Genomic DNA, 19,757 nt, shown 5'->3' with positions numbered 1-19,757 from the left:
TATGCGGTAGTTCCGCACGTACGGATCTGTGCGGGGGGCGGCAGGTAACTGCCGTCCCTACCGCGACCTGAGCATCCACCGCGAGCTGCGCCGCAAGGGTGTCACCTTGCAACTGCTGTGGGAGGAATATCTCGCCGCGCATGCGGGGCATGCCGACCTACCGCTACACCCAGTTCGTCGAGCACTACCGACGCTACGCCCAGACGCTTACCGATTTAACCGGGGGGACGCTTCGATCTGAGTACGCGGCATTCGTGTCTACTAATCGCCGCCACTACCTGCCCCCCTCACAACACTTGCGGTTGGTTCGAGTGGCTGAGCATCATTGCTAATCAGGTAATTTTATACTCCCTCCAAGCGCACCTTGACGTTTAGGCCGATTTATTGTCTCAGTTGCAATCAGTCGCTCCTGCTTGTACGCAAGGACTTCTAGTTCAACAGTTTCGTTATTAATTGCAACAACGAGTTTATCGTAGTCCTTTAGAGCACCAAGTCCTTGCAGCGTCATCCCTTTAAGATCAGACCAGAACCGTGGTGGGGTTGGTGCTGGCGTTGACGTGCCACAGATGCTGCTTGCGACAATTTGAGCTTGTGTAACCGCATTATGAATTGTTTCTAAACGTACCATCGTTCCAAAAAAAAGATTCCTAGCCAGTGCGCAGTCGCCGATCGCATATATACTGGTATCCGATGTACGCATCTGATCATCGACCACAACGCCATTACTCACTTCAAGGGCCGCCTCAGTTGCCAGCTCTAGCTCAGGGATAGCACCGATTCCAACTATAATCAGATCCGCCTGAATTTCTTCTCCACTTTCAAGTACGCATTGATCAACATGGCCATTCCTGCCCTTTATGGACGTTAATTTCGCATTCAGCTTGAACCCAACTCCTTCAGCCTCCAGGCGGGCTCTGACTAAGTTGGCTGCTGCCGGCGTAACCACGCGCGCCATTACACGCGGGGCGGCTTCTATCACTGTGACCCTCCTCCCTATGCCCACCGCAGCTGAGGCGACTTCAAGCCCGATCACTCCGCCGCCCAACACAACAACAGACGCACTCTCCACAAGTTTCCTACGTAAATTTTTGGCGTCTTCCATACTGCGTAAATAGCAGACTCCAGACAGCTCAGATCCCTCGCAGGTTAATCTACGCGCGCTAGCACCTGTTGCAAGAATCAATTTTTCATACGCGTACTCTTCTCCGTCTTTAGCAGCAACTACCTTACGCCCCACGTCAATTGATACAATCTGTGTATTTAACGAAATGCTAATATTATTATTCGTATAAAAACTTTCTGGCTTTAGTGGTATTGCGGATTCTGCAGTCTCACTTGTCAGAAAAGACTTGGATAGGGGAGGCCGCTGATAAGGTACCACAGACTCCCTGCTCAAAAGTCTAATGCCCCCTTTATAACCATATTGACGAAGCCAGAACGCAGCATTTACTCCAGCTGTACCAGCGCCAACAATAACAATTGCCATAATATTCTCTCTGATATATTTTCACTATATTGCTTAATGCCGATCACCTCAGATAACACCCTGACGTTCGGCTTCACTTATTGCTTGCGTGCGACTCTTTACATTAAGGATGGTAAATATTTTCCTCATATGCCACTTTATAGCATCTTCGGTGACATACATCTTTGTTGCTATTTGTTTGTTTGAGCACCCCTCTTTTACAAGTTTCAAGATACTGACCTGCTTCAGTGTCAAAAAATCACCAGCTTTATTTTCTGCGGATTTTCTAATCTCCACCATTTGCGGCAGACTAAAAGCTCCAATCGCTTGATCTAAATTAACTGCTGCGAAGACTTCACATGAAGTCGGTATTAACCTCTTAATCAAACGTATTTCATCCAGCACTGTTTGAAAGCATTGAAGCTGTTTTGCCATCTCCAATGCATAAGCAATGTTATGCTGAGCCTTCTTTAATGTGCCGCCACCTGCTTGCGCTCCGGCTAAATACAATAAGCCACGGACTTCCAATTGGCCTGCGCTAATTTTACGGGCTTGCTGAATAGCCAATAGCGCTCTGTGCGCGGCAAGATGAAAGTTCTGATCTCGGGAAAGCGCGAGTGATTGAACAAGCAGCAGGCGTGCCTTTAGGGGGGCTGAGTGCGGTCCGGAGAAAATCTTGCGATCTTCAAAAGCTTGTAACGTATTTATGTACGTTACGCCTTGAAAGAGCAGGCGTTGATAGATCTCAATTTGGCTCATAACTTCCAATCTTGGTAGATTTTTTTCAGCCGCATGTGCCTTCGCCCACTCCAAAATCTCAATGGAACCATTCAGGTCATTCCTTCCAAGCCGCCAAGCTGACACAACACGGCATACGGAAAAAAACACGTCTGTCACCCCGTGATTGGCAATAAACTCTAAAATTTCGGAGAATTTTTCTTCTGAGGTGTCCAAGCGGCACAATTCATAATTTGACTCAAGCTCTAGAGCGTCCAGCATTTTCGAAGTAAACGCGGTCTCCATAATCTGCGCGCCACTGTCTGTGCGTGCTTGAGTTATAAGCTGCCTGGCCCAGCTCATTTTCCCGCTTGCTAGCGCTTGTTGAAGCTTGGCGACATACAGCCAACCGAAAGCAAAATCTTGTTTTGCAAATTTATTCACGGCTTGGGCCTGAGTCAGCACCTTCTCTAACTCTGCAAATCTATACTCACTGGCAAAAATAAAAGCCAAGCAGGTTAGCGCGGCCCCTTTTCCAACTGCGTTTGAATCCCCAAATAAACTAATCCACTTATTACAGAGCTCCTCACTTAAAAGCATTTCATCATTCGTTGCTTTACCTATTGCAAACACAAGCTGCGGCCATCCTTTTTCTTGCCATTTGTTTTTTTTTATCGGGTGGGGTATAATTAGGTCTTTAAGTAACTTCTCTTCTGCTCGCGCGCTTTGCTGACTGAAATACAATACCCACGCGTAACTAATAAGTACTATGGGGTTCTTGTGCAAGTCCTTCACTGGCAGCTCCGACAGCCAGTGTCTCAGCGTATCTATTTCGCCCTGACGAAATGACAAATCTAAAATTATTCCCTCACTCATGCCGACAGCCCAGCGACAGTCATTCGCCCGTAGGGCTATTCGTATTGCGTACTGGTATTCGCCTCTACGCCAATGCCAGAAAGCAGCGCGCTTAAGCAAGTAGGATCTTTTAGCAGGATTTTCAGCCCAAGTAATTCCTTGAAGAAAATCACGCAATACTGGATGTAGTGTAAACTGCGCCGGCTCACTTTCTACATGGCGAAGCAACATGTAATTCGTGCTCAGATATTTAATACATGAGGCCGCATTGACGCATTTGAATACATAATTGTAGCCATCAGGCGTCACGACATCGAGCAATGAAGAATTTACAAGAAAAACACGATACCGCTCGGGAAGCGCCTCAAATATTTCATCATTAAAGTAATTACCTATTTCAACTACTGTTGAAATAGACTTGGCCGGCAACTCACATTTTAACAAAAACCCTATAAGAGCAGGCCACCCCTCCACTTCTTGCACCAAGGCCTCTATCTGTACCTCAGAAACTCCAAGAACAGCCTCTGCCTCCGCTAATGCCACTGCCTCGTCTGCGCTAAAGGCCAAATCTTTCTCGGTGTGCTCCTGCATAGCGCCTGCAAGTTTAAGCCGCGAGAACCCTTTTATTGTATTACCTGCGACTGCAAACCTGATACTTTTTGGTGTTTCTAACATGAACTCCATAAGCGCGTGCAACAACGGCAAGCCCAAACCCTGATTAATATTATCCAAACAAATTAGCGTTTCTATCTCGTTACTCGAGGTACTCTGCCAAAGACTGGATGCAAGGTCTCGCAAGAGCGTAGGCTTGCTCACACCCTCCCTCGCATGGCTGAATTTTACCAGTTCGAAAGCTTCAAGCTGCTCAATAATCTCTGCGCAGATATCAAATTCACTGTAAGAACTGGCTCTTAAAGAAATCCACACTGCAGGACGTCCGGTTGTTCTGTGGCGTAGCCACTCGAACGCAAGAGCCACGGTTTTTCCATATCCAGGCGGGGCTCTGTAAAGGCATACTCTGGGCGCAGTTCCATCCGCGATACTCAATCTGGGCCGATATATGCAGTTATGGACTTTGGCACTTACTAGAGTTGTAATTCGATCCAGCCCGATCTTGGCAACCGGGAAATCATTATTTATTATTTTTATTTTCATTATGCTATTCTCGCGCCAGCTAACTGGAGATTCTCACCATAGGTTACGGTGTTAAATATTTAAACTACACTTAAGTGTAGTCGATATGATCGGTGGTGCAAAATGCTGCCTCTTAGTCGGGTAGCCCCTAGGCCACTGCTGGCTTAGTTGGCTGTCCGTAAAGTTCGTTTATCGATAGGGGGATAACAAATATACTGTGCATCCCTCCTTTTTCGGCGTGTGTAGCATGGCTCGACCAGCGGCTTCTTTTTGTTTAAAACCCACTGATGTTGAGACGCTGCAAAGCTGGTTATGCATGGGAACTCTGCCGCAAAACCTTGGGCAACGTGCCCGAATTCTGTTGCTGCTGGCCAGCGGTCTCACGCCCAAGCAGGTGAGTGATCGGTTGGAAGTTTCGGCACCTGTCGTATTCAAATGGCGCAAGCGCTATCAGGAAGCTGGCCTCGTTGGGCTGAGCGATCTCCCGCGTAGCGGACATCCACGCAAGCTCGACGAGGCGAAGATTAAGGAAATCCTCACCCTGACGACCCAGCGTGTACCGCGTGAGGCGACTCACTGGAGCCTGCGCCTGATGGCCAAATACGTGGGCGTTACCGTCTGGCAAGTCGCCCAGGTATGGGCCGCTGCCGACCTCAAGCCCCACCGGCTGAAAACCTTCAAGATCAGCAACGACCCACACTTTGCTGGCAAAGTGGTCGATGTGGTTGGGCTGTACCTGAACCCGCCTGACAATGCGATGGTGCTGTCAGTGGACGAGAAAACCCAGATCCAGGTGCTGGATCGCACCCAGCCCATGCTGCCGCTCAAGCCGGGTCAGATCGAACGCAGGACGCATGACTACAAGCGTCACGGTACGGCCAGTTTGTATGCCGCCTTCGACATCCTGACGGGCCAGGTCATTGGTCGCATCACCCAACGACACAGGGCCAAAGAGTTCCTTGAATTCTTGCGACAGATCGACCGCGCGACGCCTGCCGAGCTGGATCTGCATTTGATTCTGGACAACAGCTCGACTCACAAGACAGCCGCCGTCAAGGCGTGGCTGGAGAAGCATCCCCGCTTCAAGCTGCACTTCACGCCGACCAGCGCCTCATGGTTGAACGCCGTTGAGGGTTGGTTTGCTCAATTGGAAGGCGGGCGCTGTATCGCGATGCGTTCAGCAGCGTGGCTGATCTGAAAGCGGCAATTCGCCGTTTTATCGAGGCCCATAATGAACATTCAGCCAAGCCATTTCGCTGGAACAAAACGGCTGAATCCATCATCAACTCTGTTAGTCGCGCAAAGCTCACCGCAATCAAGAATAAGTTATTGAACTAACCAAACAGTCCGCTAGGGCCCCCTAAGAACTGTACGTGCGACTTTCACCGCATACGGCTCAATCCGTTGTAAGCCCGATCAAGAGCCGATCTATCTGCCTTGATTCCTTCTGGGTACAGATGGATCTTCACAATCCGCTCTGAGCTGGCCAGTTTCCGCTATACGGACTCAGGTCGCGGACATGGGGAACCCATGCTCTTGCGCGCTGACCTGCACCCTTTCAGGCCCAACCTAATCTTCGCTCATGTGTTCAACGACCACGCAGAAGTCAGCCCGGTTTCCCGTAGAGTAATGTTCCAACCCCTTTCCGAGCCATTACAGCCCGGCATTCGCTTTCTCTACGGAAGGTCTGAAGTAGTCGCGATTTTCATGGTGTTTTTCTCAACGACTCGAAAAAACAACGTCTCAATCGAAAAACGGATCATTTTCCACCTTCAAATGCATAGTTTTGCGCCTTGAGGGGGGAATCCCCCCATTTTTAGCACTCGCCAAAAGTAGAGGTCAGGCCGCGCGGGCCAACTTCTGTTTGGGGGTGATACCTCCCTGGGCCATGTTTGGCCGTTCGTGATTGTATGTCCACATCCAGCGAGTTGCATGTTCCTGCACCTCGGTGATCGACTCGAACAAATAATGCCCCAGCCAGTCGTAACGCACCGTGCGATTGTAGCGCTCGACGTAGGCGTTCTGCTGTGGATTTCCTGGCTGGATGTACTCCAGGCGAACGCCGCGCTTTTCCGCCCACAGAACAAGCTTACTGCTGATGTACTCCGGGCCGTTGTCACTACGGATGGTCTGTGGTTTCACACTCTTGCGAGCCGGAGTGATGAGTAGCTTGCCGGTGTACTTGCGTACGTTCTGGCCCAGAAAATCGAAGCCTTGCGAGATATGCGTTATCTGAGTCTTTTCATCAGAGAGTTCCAAACCTCGCTCTTTCAGGAACGCCTCAATTGCAGGACGAACCTGATGTTGCAAAACAGCTTTCGTGGCCCCTGTGATGATGAAGTCATCGGCATATCGTACGACGTGTATCTTGAATGGCTTACGCTTGCGCTCTGTCGAAGCCACGCTTGCATGGACGACATCTTCCAGGCCATCCAGCGTCCAATTCGCAAGTGCCGGAGAGATAACGCCTCTCTGGTTGAATCGCTCCCTTGGCATCGCAATGACAGATTTCCATGTTCCGTACATGTGCCTGAATGATCGTCACGCCACCTCTATGCCGGATACCGCCAGACCAGAACCCAGGCGCCCGTCTGACTTGTCCCAGAGCGTTGTCGAGTCTCTGGTTTCGATATCGTCTGCAATTATCGACACTTCTTCGATGGTTCACTTACGTTCGTCTCAATCACTCATACCTGACTGACTCTTGGTCAGCCTTTTCCCGTGGCGCTCACCACACACGCTCTTTACGTATGCAGCCCAGGGTGGTTTCACATAACCGAACTGGCGCTTGATCACTCTGAATGGGTGTTCAACCTTTGCCTTTGCCTTCTCGATCTTGCACTTGGCTTTATATAGAGCGCTACGCTTGCCCAGTTTCTTGTAGGTGCCACGGCGAGTACGACGATGAATGCGATGAGACGGTGGCTTGAGGAAAGACATTTGTGCCATTGCGCAGCCTTACTCTTGATGGGGGAGCCTGGTGGTCAGGGAGGGATTCGACGGACTGCCGGCAGTACTCTCGACAGTACGGTCGAAACCGGCGCCACCGCCGAGCGCGGCATACAGGGCCACCTGGCTGGCCAGCAGCTGTCGGCGCACCTGAACGAGTTGTTGCTGTGCCTCCAGCTGGTTGCGCTGCGCGTCCAGGACTTCAAGATAGGCGGCGGCACCGCTCTCATAGCGCAACTGCGCCAGCCGGGCGCGCCGGTCCTGCACATCGCGGGCCTGGCGCAGTTGCTCGACCAACTGCGCCAGCGCCTGGCGAGCGGAGAGCGCATCGGCCACTTCGCGGAAGGCGTTCTGAATGGTCTTCTCGTAGCTGGCCACGGCGATGTCGCTGCGCACCTCGGCCAAGTCCAGCGCAGCGCGGCGTCGCCCGCCATCGAAGATCGGCAGGGAGATCGTGGGTGCGAACACCCAGGTGCGGCTGCCGGACTCGAAAAGACCGGCGAGTTCGGCGCTCAATGTGCCGAAATTTCCTGTCAGCGCAATGCGCGGGAAGAAGGCAGCCCGAGCCGCACGGATGTTGGCGTTGGCGGCGGCGAGCTGGCGCTCGGCCGCGATGATGTCGGGGCGGGCCGTCAGCAGGTCGGAGGGCAGGCCAGCATCCAGCGCGGCGAAGATGGCCTCGTCGCGCAGCGCAGGCTCGGCGATGGTTAGCTGCTCGATGGACGCGCCCACCAGTTGGGTCAGCGCATGGGCCTGCGCCGCACGGGCCTGCTGAAGCTGCGTGCCCAGCGTGCGGGCCTGGATCAGCAACGTTTCGACCTGGGTCAGCTCCAGGTCGGAGGTCGACCCCATCTCGTTGCGGCGGCGGAAAATGCGGTAGGACTCCTCGCGGCTGGCAATGGTCTGATTCGCCAGCGCGATGCGCTCATCGTAGTCGCGCTGGCTCAGGTAGGCTTGCGCGACGGCTGTGATCACGCTGGCCCTTACGGCGCGTTGTGCATGGTCGGTCGCCAGGTAGTTCTGCAGTGCGGCCTCATTGAGGCTACGCACCCGGCCCCACAGGTCGAGTTCCCAACTGGTCAGGCCGACCGCTAGGCCAGCCACCTCATGGATGGCAGGTTCTCCGGTCAGAATCAGATCGTCCGGCACGCGTGCGCGAGCCCCCACGCCGGTCAGACCGATCATCGGGAACTGCTCGGACCGCTGGATACCGTGGGCGGCACGCGCTTCCTCGACACGCAGCAGCGCCAGGCGTAGGTCGCGGTTGTTCGCGAGCGCCTTCTCGATCAGCGCGCGCAGTTGCTCGTCGACTACGTAGTCGCGCCATGGCGACTCCACAGGGCGGATGCCTTGTCTCTCGGCAGGCAGGGCATTGGCAGGCCAGTGGGTGGCCACCGGCAACTCCTCGGGCACTGCGCGGATGTTCAGGGTGGGCGCGCAGCCCGCGACGGCCATTGCCGCCATCACGCATCCCAGATGCCACACGGCACGCTTCAGGAGGGGGAAAACTTCAGCCCTGTGCTTTGCGGCAAAGGCCGGCCCTCCGAGCCTGCCCGATCCAATTACCGTACTCCGCATGAGAGATTCCTTACGTTATGAATGACCAACCAATAACGATCTGCGCAGCCCATGCAGATCAAAACCTGCGGTTGATGGTGAAACTGCCGTAGACGGGCAACTCCTTCTGCTCGCGGAACTCCCGCGTGCGTAGGTGGTGCGCGAACGCAAACTTCCAGTCGCCACGGGTCACCGCGATGCCCTGGCCGACGTCGGCCACGGAGGAGCGCTTGTCGACGCTATGGCTGTTCTTCCAGGTGTTGCCATCGAGCGTGAGGTCGTAGAGCACCCAACGGACGTCGGCGGCGACGAAGAAATGTCCGGCCCAGCCGCGGTACGTGTTGCCGGAGACCGGCGGTGCGGTGTTCTCTCCTGCCGGGCGCAGTGGCGAACTGCCGAAGTCGTCGGGCAGCCGCCAACCGATACGCCACTCGGCGCCGAAGTTGGCATGGGTGCCGAAGTTGCCCAGCGCGCCGCCCCAGTGAGTGATCATGTCCTGCGACAGACCGCTACCACGTGCGAAAGGCACCGGCGGCAGATCGTGGCGGCGCATGCGCTCATGCAGGAGCTGGAACACGGGCTCATCACGCAACTGGTGATCCCAGCCATTGAAGTGAGGGCTGCCGATCACCTTGTGCACGCTGCTCTGTACCTCATTGCCGCGTGCGGAGGGTCCCACCATGCCCAGCCGCAACTGGTTGGTTGTCAGGTGATCGCCCTTGCGGGCGTTGTAGCCCACACTGAACAACAACACCGCAGCGTACGGGCGATCGTCTGGAGTCAGCTCCGAAGGTCCGTGATCTTCCGGGGTGAACAGGCCTTGCCCGAAGCTGGCAATCATGTTGATCTGGTCGAAGTCGTCGACCTGCAGCCATGTCAGGCCACGGTTGATCCACCTGGCGGCTGTCGGCAGGAAGGGGTCGTCCAGGTAATCGAGCAGGTTGGGCGACACCAGCGTCACCAGCAGGCCGTTGGTATAACCCTGATCCTGGGATCTGCCGCCGAACAGGTCGTTGTCCACGCGCAGACTCACAGTCGGCCGGCTGATCTGATCCAGCACCGACTGGCATTCCGACGCCATGGCTTCGGTCGCCAACAGCGCGGCAGCGCACAGCGTTGCCCCCAGCCAGGCAGTCCGACGGAAAACTGCATGATTCATTGGGTGTTCTCCTTATCGACGGCCAGGCCTGCTTGCGGCGTAAGCCCTTCACGGCGTAACGCGTCGAGGTAATAGAGGGTGGGCACAACGAAGACGGTAAGCACCGTGGAGGCCAGCGTGCCGAAGATCAGCGAGATCGCCAGCCCGCCGAACACAGGGTCGGGCACCATGATGGCCGAGCCGAGGATGATGGCCAGCATGGTCAGCAGGATGGGCCGCAGCCGCACCGCACCGGCCTGACGCACGGCTTCTGCCAGCGGCATGCCCTGCTTGAGGTTGTCCTGGATGAAGTCGATGATCAGCAGCGAGTTGCGCACCACCACGCCCGAAAGCGCGATGATCCCGACTATTGAGGTGGCTGAAAAATCCGTGTCCAGCAGCCAGTGCCCGGGCAGGATGCCGATCGCTCCCAGCGGCACCGCGGCCATCGCGATCAGCGGGATCAGGAAGGAACGGTAGTAGGCCACCAGCAGCACGTAGACCGCCGCCAGCGCCGCGCCGAGGGCGGCGAGCATGTCGCGGTAGATGTTCAGCGTCAGCCGCATCTCGCCGTCCCACAGCAACTGGTAGCCGTCGATGGTGTCGGGCACAGTCTCGCGCAGACCGAGATTGCCGATCGCTAGCGGCTGCCCGTCAGGTGCGCGCATCCCTGACAGTCGCTGCGTCAGATCGAGCACGGCATAGGTGGGCACGCTGCGCGCCAATTCGCCGCCGATGAAGATGACCGGTTCGTTGTCCTTTCGCAGGATCGGCCGATCGGCCTCGGCGGGCACGCGCCGCACTATTTCAGCCAGTGGAATCTGCCGGCCTTCGGCATTGGGCACGTACAGCCCTTCAAGCCGTGCCGGATCGGGCTGTGCGGCGCGTGGTACGTAGGCGCGGATGGACACCGGATTGCGTTCGCCGTCCAGGTGCGCGCGGCCGACCACTCGGCCGCCGTAGGCAATGTCCAGCACCTCGGCGATCTGCGCGGTCGAGACGCCCGACAGCGCGGCCTTCTCGCGGTCGGGCACCAGCCGCCACTGCGGCATATCGGTCGGCTCGCTGTTGCTGATGTCCACCATGTCATAGGTCTGGACAAATTCAGCCTCGACCTGACGCGAGAGTTGCCGCAACACCTCCAGATCGGTGCCGTAGAGCTCCGCCAGCACCGTGGCGCGCACCGGCGGGCCGGGAGGGTCCTCGACCAGGCGAATGCGCGCGCCGGGATGACGGGCGCGGATCGCCTCGATGTCCGGGCGCAATGCGTGGACGATGTCGATGGAACTCTCGGAGCGGTTGTGCTTGTCAGTCAGGTTGACGCGGATCTCGGCAATGTGCTCGCCGGTCAGCAAGGAGGTGCCCTGAATCAGGCCGTTGAAGTCTGTTACTCCGGTTCGGCCGACCCAGCTCTGGTAGTTCGTCACCTGAGGAAGCCGGGCCAGTACCCGGCCGATTTCTCGCACCAGTCGGTCGGTTTCCTCCACCGGGCTGGCCTGCGCGGCCTGAAGCACGATGCTGAAGGTGTTCTTGTTGTCCTTGGGCAGAAAGCCCAGCGCCACGCCCAGATAGGGTGCCGGCCCGCCAATGCCGGCCGGTCGCACGAACTGCCAGCCGCCCTGGGCCAGCGACAGCCCCATCGCTACCGCAATGCCGATCGCCAGCCAGCGGCGCACCCGCGGGCGCTCTTGCAGCGGGATGAAAAACTTCAGATAGGTACGTTGTAGCCAGTCCGGCCTGGACTCGTGGTGGTCATCACCTTGCGCATTACCAGCCACGGCCGTGCCGGCAGGTTGGGGCCGCTTGAGCCAGCGGTTGGCTGCCCACGGCGTGATGATGTAGGCCACCATGATCGACGCCAGCATCGCCACCGGCACGTTGAAGGCCAGCGGATAGAAATAGTCTCCGGCCATGCCGGTTATCAGCAACAACGAGAGGAACACCAGCATGATGGCGAAGGTGGCCAGGTTGGTGGCGTTGCCAATCTCGTTGGTCGCAAGGACGGTGACTTCTTCCTTCGAGCCGGGCGTTCGGGCGTGGTGGTAGTGACGATGGATGTTCTCGATCACCACGATCGCGGCATCGACCAGCAGACCAAGCGCCAGGATCAGAGCAAACAGCGTGATGCGGTTGATGGTCACGCCGCCAAGCAGGTCGACGGCCAGCGTGATCGAGAAGATGACCGGCACCGTCACCGAGACGATCAGCGCCTCGCGCCAGCCCAGGAACAGCAGCATCACAAAGCTGACCGTGACCAGTGCGATTATGATGTGTTCCATCAGGCCATTTACGGCATCCTCAGCCTTCTGACCGTCGTCGCGCGTCACCACTACGTGCACCGCCTGCGGAATGAAGCTGGCCTGCATGCGCTGCACCCGGTCTTTCACTGCGCGCGCGACTGCGACGGCGCTTTCGCCTTTCTTCTTGGCCACGGCGATGGTTACCGCCGGCATTTCGCCGATGGCTTCTTCGGCGCGCGCATCGCCAGGGCCGAAGGCAAACCGGCTGAGTTGCGTGATCTCCTCATTTGAGCCGTCGGTGACGGTGGCGACGTCGCCGAGCTTGATCGGCTGCCCGTCGTGCACACTGACGACCAGGTTGCGGATTGCCCTGGCCGAGTCCAGGTCACCGGCAAAGCGCAGTTCGTGTGTCTCGTTGCCGGAGACCGGTCCGTTCAGCGTCAGCGCGGAATTGGCCGCCGTAAGCGCCGCCTGTGCGGTCGCCAGCGAAATCGCGAAGGCCTGCATCCGCACTGGATCGAGCGCCACGCCGATCTCGCGGTCGCGACCGCCGTACACCGTAACCCCGGCTGCGCCGGGCGTGCTACGCAAGCGCTCGGCCACCGCGTCAGCCAGGCGCTTGAGGCCGTGGTCGTCGTAGGCGTCGGATGCCAATGTGACGGTGACGATGGGCACATCATCGGCATCCACGGCCTGGATCAGCGGAACGCCCGCATCCATCGGCAGGCGAGCGCGGCTGGTAATCACCCGGTTGTAAAGCTTGACCAGCGAATCCTCCGGCGGCTCGCCGACTTTGAACTGCACCTGCACCGTGCCCAGGCCCGGACTGGCGTTGCCGTAGCTGTGGTCGACGCCGGTCATCTCGCTGAGGATGCCTTGCAGTGGCGAAACCACCAGCCGATCCACTTCCTCAGCGGTGGCACCCGGCAGTGCGACGACCACCACGGCACCGGGCACGACGATCTGCGGGTTCTCCTCGCGAGGATTCAAGAGCACGGCCAGAGCGCCGAGGGCCAGTGCGCCGAGCACGAACACGATGGTCAGCTTGGACGTGATGAAGCTGCGCGCGAGCCGGCCGGCGAGGTTCAGGGATGACCCGCTCATTGAGCGGGCACCACTGGCACCAGGTGGGCGCCGTCGCGGACCGATGGATCGATCCGAGCCAGCACTTGTTCGCCCGCGGCCAGTCCGCTGGTGACCAGCACCTGGTCTCCGAACCGCTCGGTCAGGCGCAGCCAGCGAAACGCCAGCCGTTCGTCTTTGCCGACCACGAATACGCCGGTCAGCCCGCCTTGTTCGGTGAGCGCCGCGGCGGGGATCGTCACCGCCGTTGCGCTGTGCGCGCTATTGGCAGGCAGGCGCACGCGACCGAACATGCCGGCCAGCAGCGCGCTGTCCGGAGGCAGGCTGATCTCGACCGTGTAGCGCCGGGTTGCCGGATCGGCCGACGGCACGATGGCGCGCACCGTGCCCGTGACAGGCTGATCCTCACGCTCGTCGATCAGCACCGGCACTGTGGCGCCGGAAGCGAAGGCATGCAGGCTGGCCTGTGGCGCAGAGAAGCGGAACAGCAACTGGTCGCGCCCCTCCACGGTCAGCAGCAATACGCCCGGCTGCACGATGTCGCCGTCGCGCACGTGGCGCGTGATGATGGCACCATCGATCGGGCTGGTCACGCGCTGGTCGCGCCGGTTGGCTTCGGCGATCGCCATCGCAGCGCGTGCCTGCTCGACAGCAGCCGCCACGACCTGGGCGCGCAACTGATCCTGCTCAAGATCCGTTCGGGAAACCCCGCCGGCACGCGCCAGCGGTTCGTTGCGAGCGACATCGGCATCGGCCTGGCGCTGTTGTGCCTGTGCAGCATGCAACGCCGCGCGCGCCTGCTGCACGGCACCCTCGGCCTGTTGCGCATCGATCGTCACCAGAACCTGGCCGGCCCTTACCGGCTGGCCTTCATGCAGCCCGGGGGCCCGTACTGTGCCTGCCGTGCGGGCAGCTAGCTGTACCCTCTCGTCGGCCACGACCGTGCCGCTGGCCAGGTCACCGAGGGCCACCTCGGCTTTGCTGGCGGTGACCACGGGCAGCGCCACCGACGGTGGCTCCACCGGTGCGACGTGCTCTGCACCGCCACAGGCGGCGAGCGTGAGCGCTGTAATGAGTACCGCCAGTTTATGGAGCAGCATTGGGACGAGTGGGGTCATATCGCATGGTTCCCAAGGAGGGCTTCGATCCGAAAGCCTTTATTTGATTGTTCGTTCGAACGAACGTATAATTTAAATACGTTAAACGAGGAAGACGTGCATGACAGCACCAAGCGGGCATGAAGTCCGTAGCGCCAAGACGCGAGCGCAGCTCATCGAGGCTGCCATCGATGTGATCGGCGCGGTGGGCTACGAAGGGGCTAGCACTCGGGTCATCACGCAGGTGGCGAAGACGCCGCTTTCAGCCATCCCTTACCACTTCGGGGGCAAGAGCGAGCTCTACATGGCAGCCGCCCAGATGATTGCCGAGTACGCCCGCGAGCGTTTCGGGGAGGTCATCCACATTCTCGATGCACCGGCTTCCGGAAGCGAATCCCAGGCATTCGAGAAGGCACTCCTTCATCTTCTGCACATCATTCTGAGCAACGCAGAACCGCACTCATGGACGTCATTCGTCGCGCGCTGTGCCTACGAGAACGACGAGGCGTTCTCCCTGATCCACAAGCAGGCGATCGAGCCCATGCTGCAGCGTCTCGTAGAGGCTGTGACGGCCATCTCGTCTGGCGATCTCGGCATCGCCGCGGCCCGGCTGCGGATCAATGCGGTCGTGACGGCCATTTTCAGTTTCAGGTTCCTGCGCGGCGTCATGGTCCGCGGCATGGACTGGGAGAACCTGCAGGACGATGGCGCCGCTCAGCTCGAAAAGATGATCAGCGACCTCTGCCGCAGCAGCTTTCTCCCCGTCAGGCCCGCCACATGACACTGTGTTCACAAGATGGCGCTCCGGCTTTTTACCCACCCAAGAAAGGTATTGACGTTATGAACACTCAAACCCATATCCACGAAACCATTGCATGGGCCAAGCAGCGCCTGGACGAACTGGACGCGGGTATCGCTGCGGCCGAGAAGTCCCTGGACGAAGTGAATGGCGACATCCGCCGGGAAGCCGACGACGCACTGGCTCGCCTTCGAGAGGCACGAGGCAAGCTCCAGGTTCATTACGACAAGCTCCGCGCCGAGACCGGTGCCACCAAGCAGGGCGTCAAGGCTGTTCAGGACGCACTGGAAGCAGAATGGGTCGAGGTGGAAGCCGCGTTCCATTCGTTCACGTCCGCCGTTGGTGAACATGCCCAGACGGCGCGGGGTATCGTACTCGCCCGTGTTAAGGCCCAGCGCAGTGCGTGGGAGGCCTCGCTTCAGGAACTGCGTGGCCAGACTGCGGATGCCGTGGAAAAGGCCCGCGCCGAACTCGATGCCGCCATTAAGCGCGTGTCGGACGAAGCCGAGAAGTTCCAGACCAGGATTGGTGAAGTCAAGGATGCCGGCGACGCGTCCTGGGAAGCCGTCAAGAGCGGGCTTGAGGAAGCCAAGCAGGTGCATTCCCGCACGATCCAGAAGATCCGCGACGCGCTCTCTAAGCCGCTCTGAGCGAGGGAGAGCTTCCTCTTCGCATGAATCTAATTTGATTTGGCAAGGAGCTTGAGCATGAAACCCCGTCTATCCACCGTGGCATTGGCCGTGCTGGTGCAGGCAGGCCTTGCGCAGGCACAGGCACAGGCACAGCAGTCATCAGAATCTACCCCGGCAGCCCAAGCCAGCGAACCATCGCTCGCCAGGCAATCCATCGAATGGTCACAGACACGCCTGACCGAACTGGACGCCGCCATCGCCGTGTTTGAGCAGAATCTCGCCAAGCGCAACGGCAATACTCGCGCCAAGGTTGAGGTTGCACTGCAGGAGCTGAAGGGCAAGCGCGACGCCTACCGGGCCGAGGCCGAGGCGGCTGCCGCCCAGGCCAAGATCCGCAGTGAGCAGGAGCTGGCGCAGGCCAGGCAGTCGCTTGACGATTCCTGGACGGCGTTGCAGGGCACCAAAGACCGTTATCTCGATACCGTGCAGGCCGACGTTGCCACCCGCAGGGCAGTCCTGCAGGCCGAATTCGATGCGCGCCAGAAGGCATGGCAGGAAGCCATCGATGGACTCAGTGCCGATGCTGCTTGGCTCTCTGCCGAGCAGCGTGTCGCTATCGAGGTGCGCATCGAGGCACTCAAGGTCAGAGTCGAAGAGGAGAAAGCCCGCGCCGCACGACTGCGGGACGCTTCCACACAGGCCTGGGAAAACGCAAAGCAGAGCTATGCCGAAGCACAGCAGAATTTCGCTCAAACCTATTCCTCGATTCGCGAGTCGATCGCAGAGGCGGCCAAGAAGTGATGATGTGACCATGCGGCAGTACTGCCGCATGCGGCCTCTCGCATGGGGGCTGGCGCCGCTTTGGCTTGTCGCCCAGCCGGTCCTTCCGGTACTGACGAAAGGCAGGAGCTTGCAGACCGGAGTTCCGGGCATCAGTGACCTACTGACGCTTGCTTTGTCGCCAGACTCAGGCTGGCTGTGCCCCCCCCGAGGCTGCATTGACCGGATATTGACCAGACGCCGCTCCACTTGCGGAAGCCGCATCGGGGGAGCCTCCGCCAAGCTGTCCACCCGAGCGGATCAGTCGAGCTCAGGTACAGCCCAACCACATCGACCACTTTGCCAGCAAAGTGTGGGTCGTTGCTGATCTTGAAGGTTTTCAGCCGGTGGGGCTTGAGGTCGGCAGCGGCCCATACCTGGGCGACTTGCCAGACGGTAACGCCCACGTATTTGGCCATCAGGCGCAGGCTCCAGTGAGTCGCCTCACGCGGTACACGCTGGGTCGTCAGGGTGAGGATTTCCTTAATCTTCGCCTCGTCGAGCTTGCGTGGATGTCCGCTACGCGGGAGATCGCTCAGCCCAACGAGGCCAGCTTCCTGATAGCGCTTGCGCCATTTGAATACGACAGGTGCCGAAACTTCCAACCGATCACTCACCTGCTTGGGCGTGAGACCGCTGGCCAGCAGCAACAGAATTCGGGCACGTTGCCCAAGGTTTTGCGGCAGAGTTCCCATGCATAACCAGCTGGCTCAAGAGCTGGATGATTCCTTTTCATGGTGTGGCCACCAAGTACCTAACGAACTATCTGGGCTGGCGGCGCCTACTTGAACGCTACAAAGCGCAGCTCAACCCATTGATTTTCTTGGGAGAGTCGCTGGGGTATACGGGCGTGCAACAGTTAACTCAGACATAGCCTTATCGAAATAGGACGATGCGCCGACGATGGCCATCGGAATGTCTGGCGAAATGCGTAGCGCGATCATGTCCTTATCGACATCCTCACCAAGGCGGACGCCGGCATCAAAGCGTTCGGCAACGATGTCCGTCAGCCCATAGTCCAAAGTGATATCGGTCTTGATGTCAGGGTAGGTGATCATCAGTTCCCGCAGCACAGGCCACAGGATGGTTTTGGCTGCGTCCTCCATTGATGTGATGCGTATGGTACCTGCAGGCCTACTCAAGAAAGAATTTTTCATCTGCCTCGACAATGCCGCTTTCACGCGCATCGTGATGCGCAGCCGCATCGCGCAAAAAGCGATGACGCCAGCGAAAGGCGGTGTTCTTGCTGACGCTGCAGTGCTTGGCCGCCGCCCTCACGGTCAACCCAGCAATAGGTGCCTGGGCATAATCCAGCCAGCAGTACTTTTTTCGCAAACGCGCCAGGGGTGTACAGGTCAATGCGTTGCACGTGCGGCGACAGGCCTTGCAGCGATAGCGCTGCAAGCCACCACTGCGACCCCATGAGGCCAACTGCGTGGCATCTGCGGCACAGTGAGGGCAGGATTTCAGGTCAGGAATGGCCTCTACAAGGTCATCTCTCGGCACGCTGATTTGGAGAACATGCTGAACGATGGACTTCTGTTTGACCGTCAGGCGATCAAGCCGAGCCAGTAAATGTTGAAAGGATTGGGCATCCATAACGGCACTCCTTGATGAGCACACGTCTTCAGTCTAGGCCTGCAACAGTTAATGGGTACATAGCCTAATTCAAGGCCAGGACACTGGCTCGCCTTGGCCTGGAGGGATGACATTGACTGCGGATCTCGTCGCCGAGATGGTTAATGTTATTCAGAAAACTACACCAAGGAGTAGTTGAAGCAGGCTTAAGGTGAGTGCAGTTTTACCATGTCAGATGTGAGAGTAGATGGCCTGATTTTCCCTGTTGGGACAGAAATTAGGTTGTGTGGTGCTCGCAGAGACTTATTGGACAATAGGAGAACAACAAAATGAATGGCAAAAACAGCGTTCTGGATTCTGCTCCAGAATACGTGGATAAAAAGAAATATTTTTGGATACTTTCAACTTTTTGGCCGGCTACTCCGATGATCGGAATCTGGCTTGCCAATGAGACTGGCTGGGGTATCTTTTATGGCTTAGTTCTAGCTGTGTGGTACGGGGTTCTTCCATTGCTTGACGCGATGTTTGGTGAGGACTTTAATAATCCGCCTGAGGAAGTAGTGGAGAAACTGGAGAAAGAACGTTACTACCGAGTTTTAACGTATCTAACAGTTCCAATGCATTACGCAGCACTAATCGTGTCTGCATGGTGGGTAGGGACTCAGTCAATGTCTTGGTTCGAAATCGGCGCACTTGCCTTGTCACTGGGCATCGTGAATGGTTTAGCGCTTAATACAGGTCACGAACTGGGTCACAAAAAAGAAGCCTTTGATCGTTGGATGGCGAAAATTGTGCTGGCGGTTGTCGGGTACGGCCACTTCTTTATTGAGCATAATAAAGGCCATCACCGTGATGTTGCTACACCGATGGACCCTGCGACCTCACGTATGGGAGAAAATATATATAAATTCTCAACCCGTGAGATTCCTGGAGCGTTTCGTCGTGCTTGGGGGCTTGAGGAACAACGCCTTTCGCGCCGCGGGCAAAGCGTTTGGAGTTTCGATAATGAGATCCTCCAGCCAATGGTCATCACAGTTGTTCTCTACACCCTCCTGCTTGCCTTCTTTGGTCCGAAGATGCTGGTATTCCTTCCAATTCAGATGGCTTTCGGGTGGTGGCAGTTAACAAGCGCGAACTACATTGAACACTACGGTTTGCTGCGTGAAAAAATGGCCGATGGACGATATGAACATCAAAAGCCACATCACTCGTGGAACAGTAACCACATCGTGTCAAATCTGGTTCTGTTTCACCTTCAACGGCACTCTGATCACCACGCGCACCCAACTCGCTCTTACCAGTCATTACGTGATTTCCCCGGCCTTCCCGCACTTCCGACTGGCTACCCCGGTGCATTTTTGATGGCAATGATTCCTCAATGGTTTAGATCGGTCATGGACCCTAAGGTGGTAAATTGGGCTAATGGCGACCTGAGCAAGATTCAAATTGAAGATTCAATGCGTGCAGAATACATAAAAAAGTTTACTCATAATGTTGGTGCGGATGATAAACGGGGCGCAACCGCGGTAGCATCATAGTGGTGTGAGCATGCAGAAATAACGGTGGATTTTTAATATATCTGTTTGAGTTCGTCGTGCGTTAACAAGTTAAATTGTAATGAGCCTTATGCACTAGAAGTCTGACGATTGATTAACTGTTGCATTCTGCAAGTTATTTATATAATTGAGCTCTTC

The 19,757-nt window shown here is 57.2% G+C and carries 11 protein-coding genes and 6 pseudogenes; 6 read left to right on the top strand and 11 right to left on the bottom strand.

Annotated elements, in window-relative coordinates; all coding sequences use genetic code 11:
- Positions 1-328: 328 nt before the first annotated feature.
- Both alkT and ACODSV_RS16560 read right to left on the bottom strand, forming a co-directional pair.
- Complete coding sequence (alkT, locus tag ACODSV_RS16565; protein ID WP_126589108.1) at positions 329-1,486, bottom strand: rubredoxin-NAD(+) reductase; 1,158 nt, start codon at positions 1,484-1,486, stop codon at positions 329-331.
- Between the two features lie 48 nt (positions 1,487-1,534).
- On the bottom strand, positions 1,535-4,015 hold the full coding sequence (locus ACODSV_RS16560; RefSeq protein ID WP_223820630.1) for a LuxR C-terminal-related transcriptional regulator: 2,481 nt from the start codon (positions 4,013-4,015) through the stop codon (positions 1,535-1,537).
- A gap of 403 nt (positions 4,016-4,418) precedes the next feature.
- On the opposite strand from ACODSV_RS16560, the pseudogene ACODSV_RS16555 reads away from it, so the two are divergent.
- A pseudogene (locus ACODSV_RS16555) lies at positions 4,419-5,509 on the top strand (IS630 family transposase).
- A gap of 501 nt (positions 5,510-6,010) precedes the next feature.
- On the opposite strand, the pseudogene ACODSV_RS16550 reads toward ACODSV_RS16555, so the two are convergent.
- The 6 genes and pseudogenes from ACODSV_RS16550 to ACODSV_RS16525 form a co-directional block, all read right to left on the bottom strand.
- Positions 6,011-6,646, bottom strand: a pseudogene (locus ACODSV_RS16550) (transposase); the annotation flags it as partial.
- A 264-nt stretch (positions 6,647-6,910) separates the two neighbouring features.
- Positions 6,911-7,066, bottom strand: a pseudogene (locus ACODSV_RS16545) (IS5/IS1182 family transposase); the annotation flags it as partial.
- Positions 7,067-7,129: 63 nt separating this feature from the next.
- The gene (locus ACODSV_RS16540; protein WP_454843932.1) at positions 7,130-8,698 is read right to left on the bottom strand and encodes an efflux transporter outer membrane subunit; all 1,569 of its coding nucleotides are present in this window, start codon (positions 8,696-8,698) and stop codon (positions 7,130-7,132) included.
- Positions 8,699-8,756: 58 nt separating this feature from the next.
- Entirely contained in the window at positions 8,757-9,836 is a 1,080-nt protein-coding gene (locus ACODSV_RS16535; protein ID WP_126589729.1) for a lipid A deacylase LpxR family protein, read from the bottom strand.
- Positions 9,833-13,159, bottom strand: coding sequence for an efflux RND transporter permease subunit (locus ACODSV_RS16530; protein ID WP_025167810.1), 3,327 nt, complete (start codon positions 13,157-13,159; stop codon positions 9,833-9,835). Before ACODSV_RS16530 ends, ACODSV_RS16535 begins: the two co-directional genes overlap by 4 nt.
- Positions 13,156-14,256, bottom strand: coding sequence for an efflux RND transporter periplasmic adaptor subunit (locus ACODSV_RS16525; protein WP_150056066.1), 1,101 nt, complete (start codon positions 14,254-14,256; stop codon positions 13,156-13,158). The genes ACODSV_RS16530 and ACODSV_RS16525 overlap by 4 nt, the downstream gene beginning before the upstream one ends.
- 100 nt (positions 14,257-14,356) lie before the next feature.
- Between ACODSV_RS16525 and ACODSV_RS16520 the strand changes: the two genes are divergently transcribed.
- From ACODSV_RS16520 to ACODSV_RS16510, 3 genes are read left to right on the top strand one after another with little or no spacing between them, the layout of a single operon-like run.
- Positions 14,357-15,016, top strand: a complete 660-nt coding sequence (locus ACODSV_RS16520; protein ID WP_126589731.1) for a CerR family C-terminal domain-containing protein — start codon at positions 14,357-14,359, stop codon at positions 15,014-15,016.
- Positions 15,017-15,075: 59 nt separating this feature from the next.
- Complete coding sequence (locus ACODSV_RS16515) at positions 15,076-15,684, top strand: sll1863 family stress response protein (protein ID WP_126589732.1); 609 nt, start codon at positions 15,076-15,078, stop codon at positions 15,682-15,684.
- Positions 15,685-15,741: 57 nt separating this feature from the next.
- Positions 15,742-16,467 (top strand): hypothetical protein, encoded by a 726-nt coding sequence (locus tag ACODSV_RS16510; RefSeq protein ID WP_126589733.1) that lies wholly within the window; start codon positions 15,742-15,744, stop codon positions 16,465-16,467.
- 278 nt (positions 16,468-16,745) lie between these two features.
- Here the strand turns inward: ACODSV_RS16510 and ACODSV_RS16505 are convergent.
- A pseudogene (locus ACODSV_RS16505) lies at positions 16,746-17,192 on the bottom strand (IS630 family transposase); the annotation flags it as partial.
- Between ACODSV_RS16505 and ACODSV_RS16500 the strand changes: the two are divergent.
- Positions 17,189-17,359, top strand: a pseudogene (locus ACODSV_RS16500) (IS1595 family transposase); the annotation flags it as partial. The pseudogenes ACODSV_RS16505 and ACODSV_RS16500 overlap by 4 nt on opposite strands.
- Here ACODSV_RS16500 and ACODSV_RS16495 read toward each other — a convergent pair.
- On the bottom strand, positions 17,292-17,642 hold the full coding sequence (locus ACODSV_RS16495) for a LysR substrate-binding domain-containing protein (RefSeq protein ID WP_269816595.1): 351 nt from the start codon (positions 17,640-17,642) through the stop codon (positions 17,292-17,294). The pseudogene ACODSV_RS16500 and the gene ACODSV_RS16495 sit on opposite strands and share 68 nt — an antisense overlap.
- A pseudogene (locus ACODSV_RS16490) lies at positions 17,623-17,952 on the bottom strand (transposase); the annotation flags it as partial. The gene ACODSV_RS16495 and the pseudogene ACODSV_RS16490, both read right to left, overlap by 20 nt.
- A 440-nt stretch (positions 17,953-18,392) precedes the next feature.
- On the opposite strand from ACODSV_RS16490, the gene ACODSV_RS16485 reads away from it, so the two are divergent.
- Positions 18,393-19,601, top strand: coding sequence for an alkane 1-monooxygenase (locus ACODSV_RS16485; protein WP_025167106.1), 1,209 nt, complete (start codon positions 18,393-18,395; stop codon positions 19,599-19,601).
- Positions 19,602-19,757: the final 156 nt, after the last annotated feature.

The organism is Pseudomonas sp. FG86 (assembly GCF_057808775.1).
Note: the sequence above shows the minus strand (reverse complement) of the source record. Positions and strands in the feature narration are given on the sequence as shown.

Excerpts from the sequence above, each read along its gene's own strand:
- ACODSV_RS16485 (WP_025167106.1), top strand. The coding sequence starts at position 18,393 with ATGAATGGCAAAAACAGCGTTCTGGATTCTGCTCCAGAATACGTGGAT.
- ACODSV_RS16520 (WP_126589731.1), top strand. The coding sequence starts at position 14,357 with ATGACAGCACCAAGCGGGCATGAAGTCCGTAGCGCCAAGACGCGAGCG.
- ACODSV_RS16530 (WP_025167810.1), bottom strand. The coding sequence starts at position 13,159 with ATGAGCGGGTCATCCCTGAACCTCGCCGGCCGGCTCGCGCGCAGCTTC.
- ACODSV_RS16495 (WP_269816595.1), bottom strand. The coding sequence starts at position 17,642 with ATGAAAAATTCTTTCTTGAGTAGGCCTGCAGGTACCATACGCATCACA.
- ACODSV_RS16515 (WP_126589732.1), top strand. The coding sequence starts at position 15,076 with ATGAACACTCAAACCCATATCCACGAAACCATTGCATGGGCCAAGCAG.
- ACODSV_RS16535 (WP_126589729.1), bottom strand. The coding sequence starts at position 9,836 with ATGAATCATGCAGTTTTCCGTCGGACTGCCTGGCTGGGGGCAACGCTG.
- ACODSV_RS16540 (WP_454843932.1), bottom strand. The coding sequence starts at position 8,698 with ATGCGGAGTACGGTAATTGGATCGGGCAGGCTCGGAGGGCCGGCCTTT.
- alkT (WP_126589108.1), bottom strand. The coding sequence starts at position 1,486 with ATGGCAATTGTTATTGTTGGCGCTGGTACAGCTGGAGTAAATGCTGCG.
- ACODSV_RS16525 (WP_150056066.1), bottom strand. The coding sequence starts at position 14,256 with ATGACCCCACTCGTCCCAATGCTGCTCCATAAACTGGCGGTACTCATT.
- ACODSV_RS16510 (WP_126589733.1), top strand. The coding sequence starts at position 15,742 with ATGAAACCCCGTCTATCCACCGTGGCATTGGCCGTGCTGGTGCAGGCA.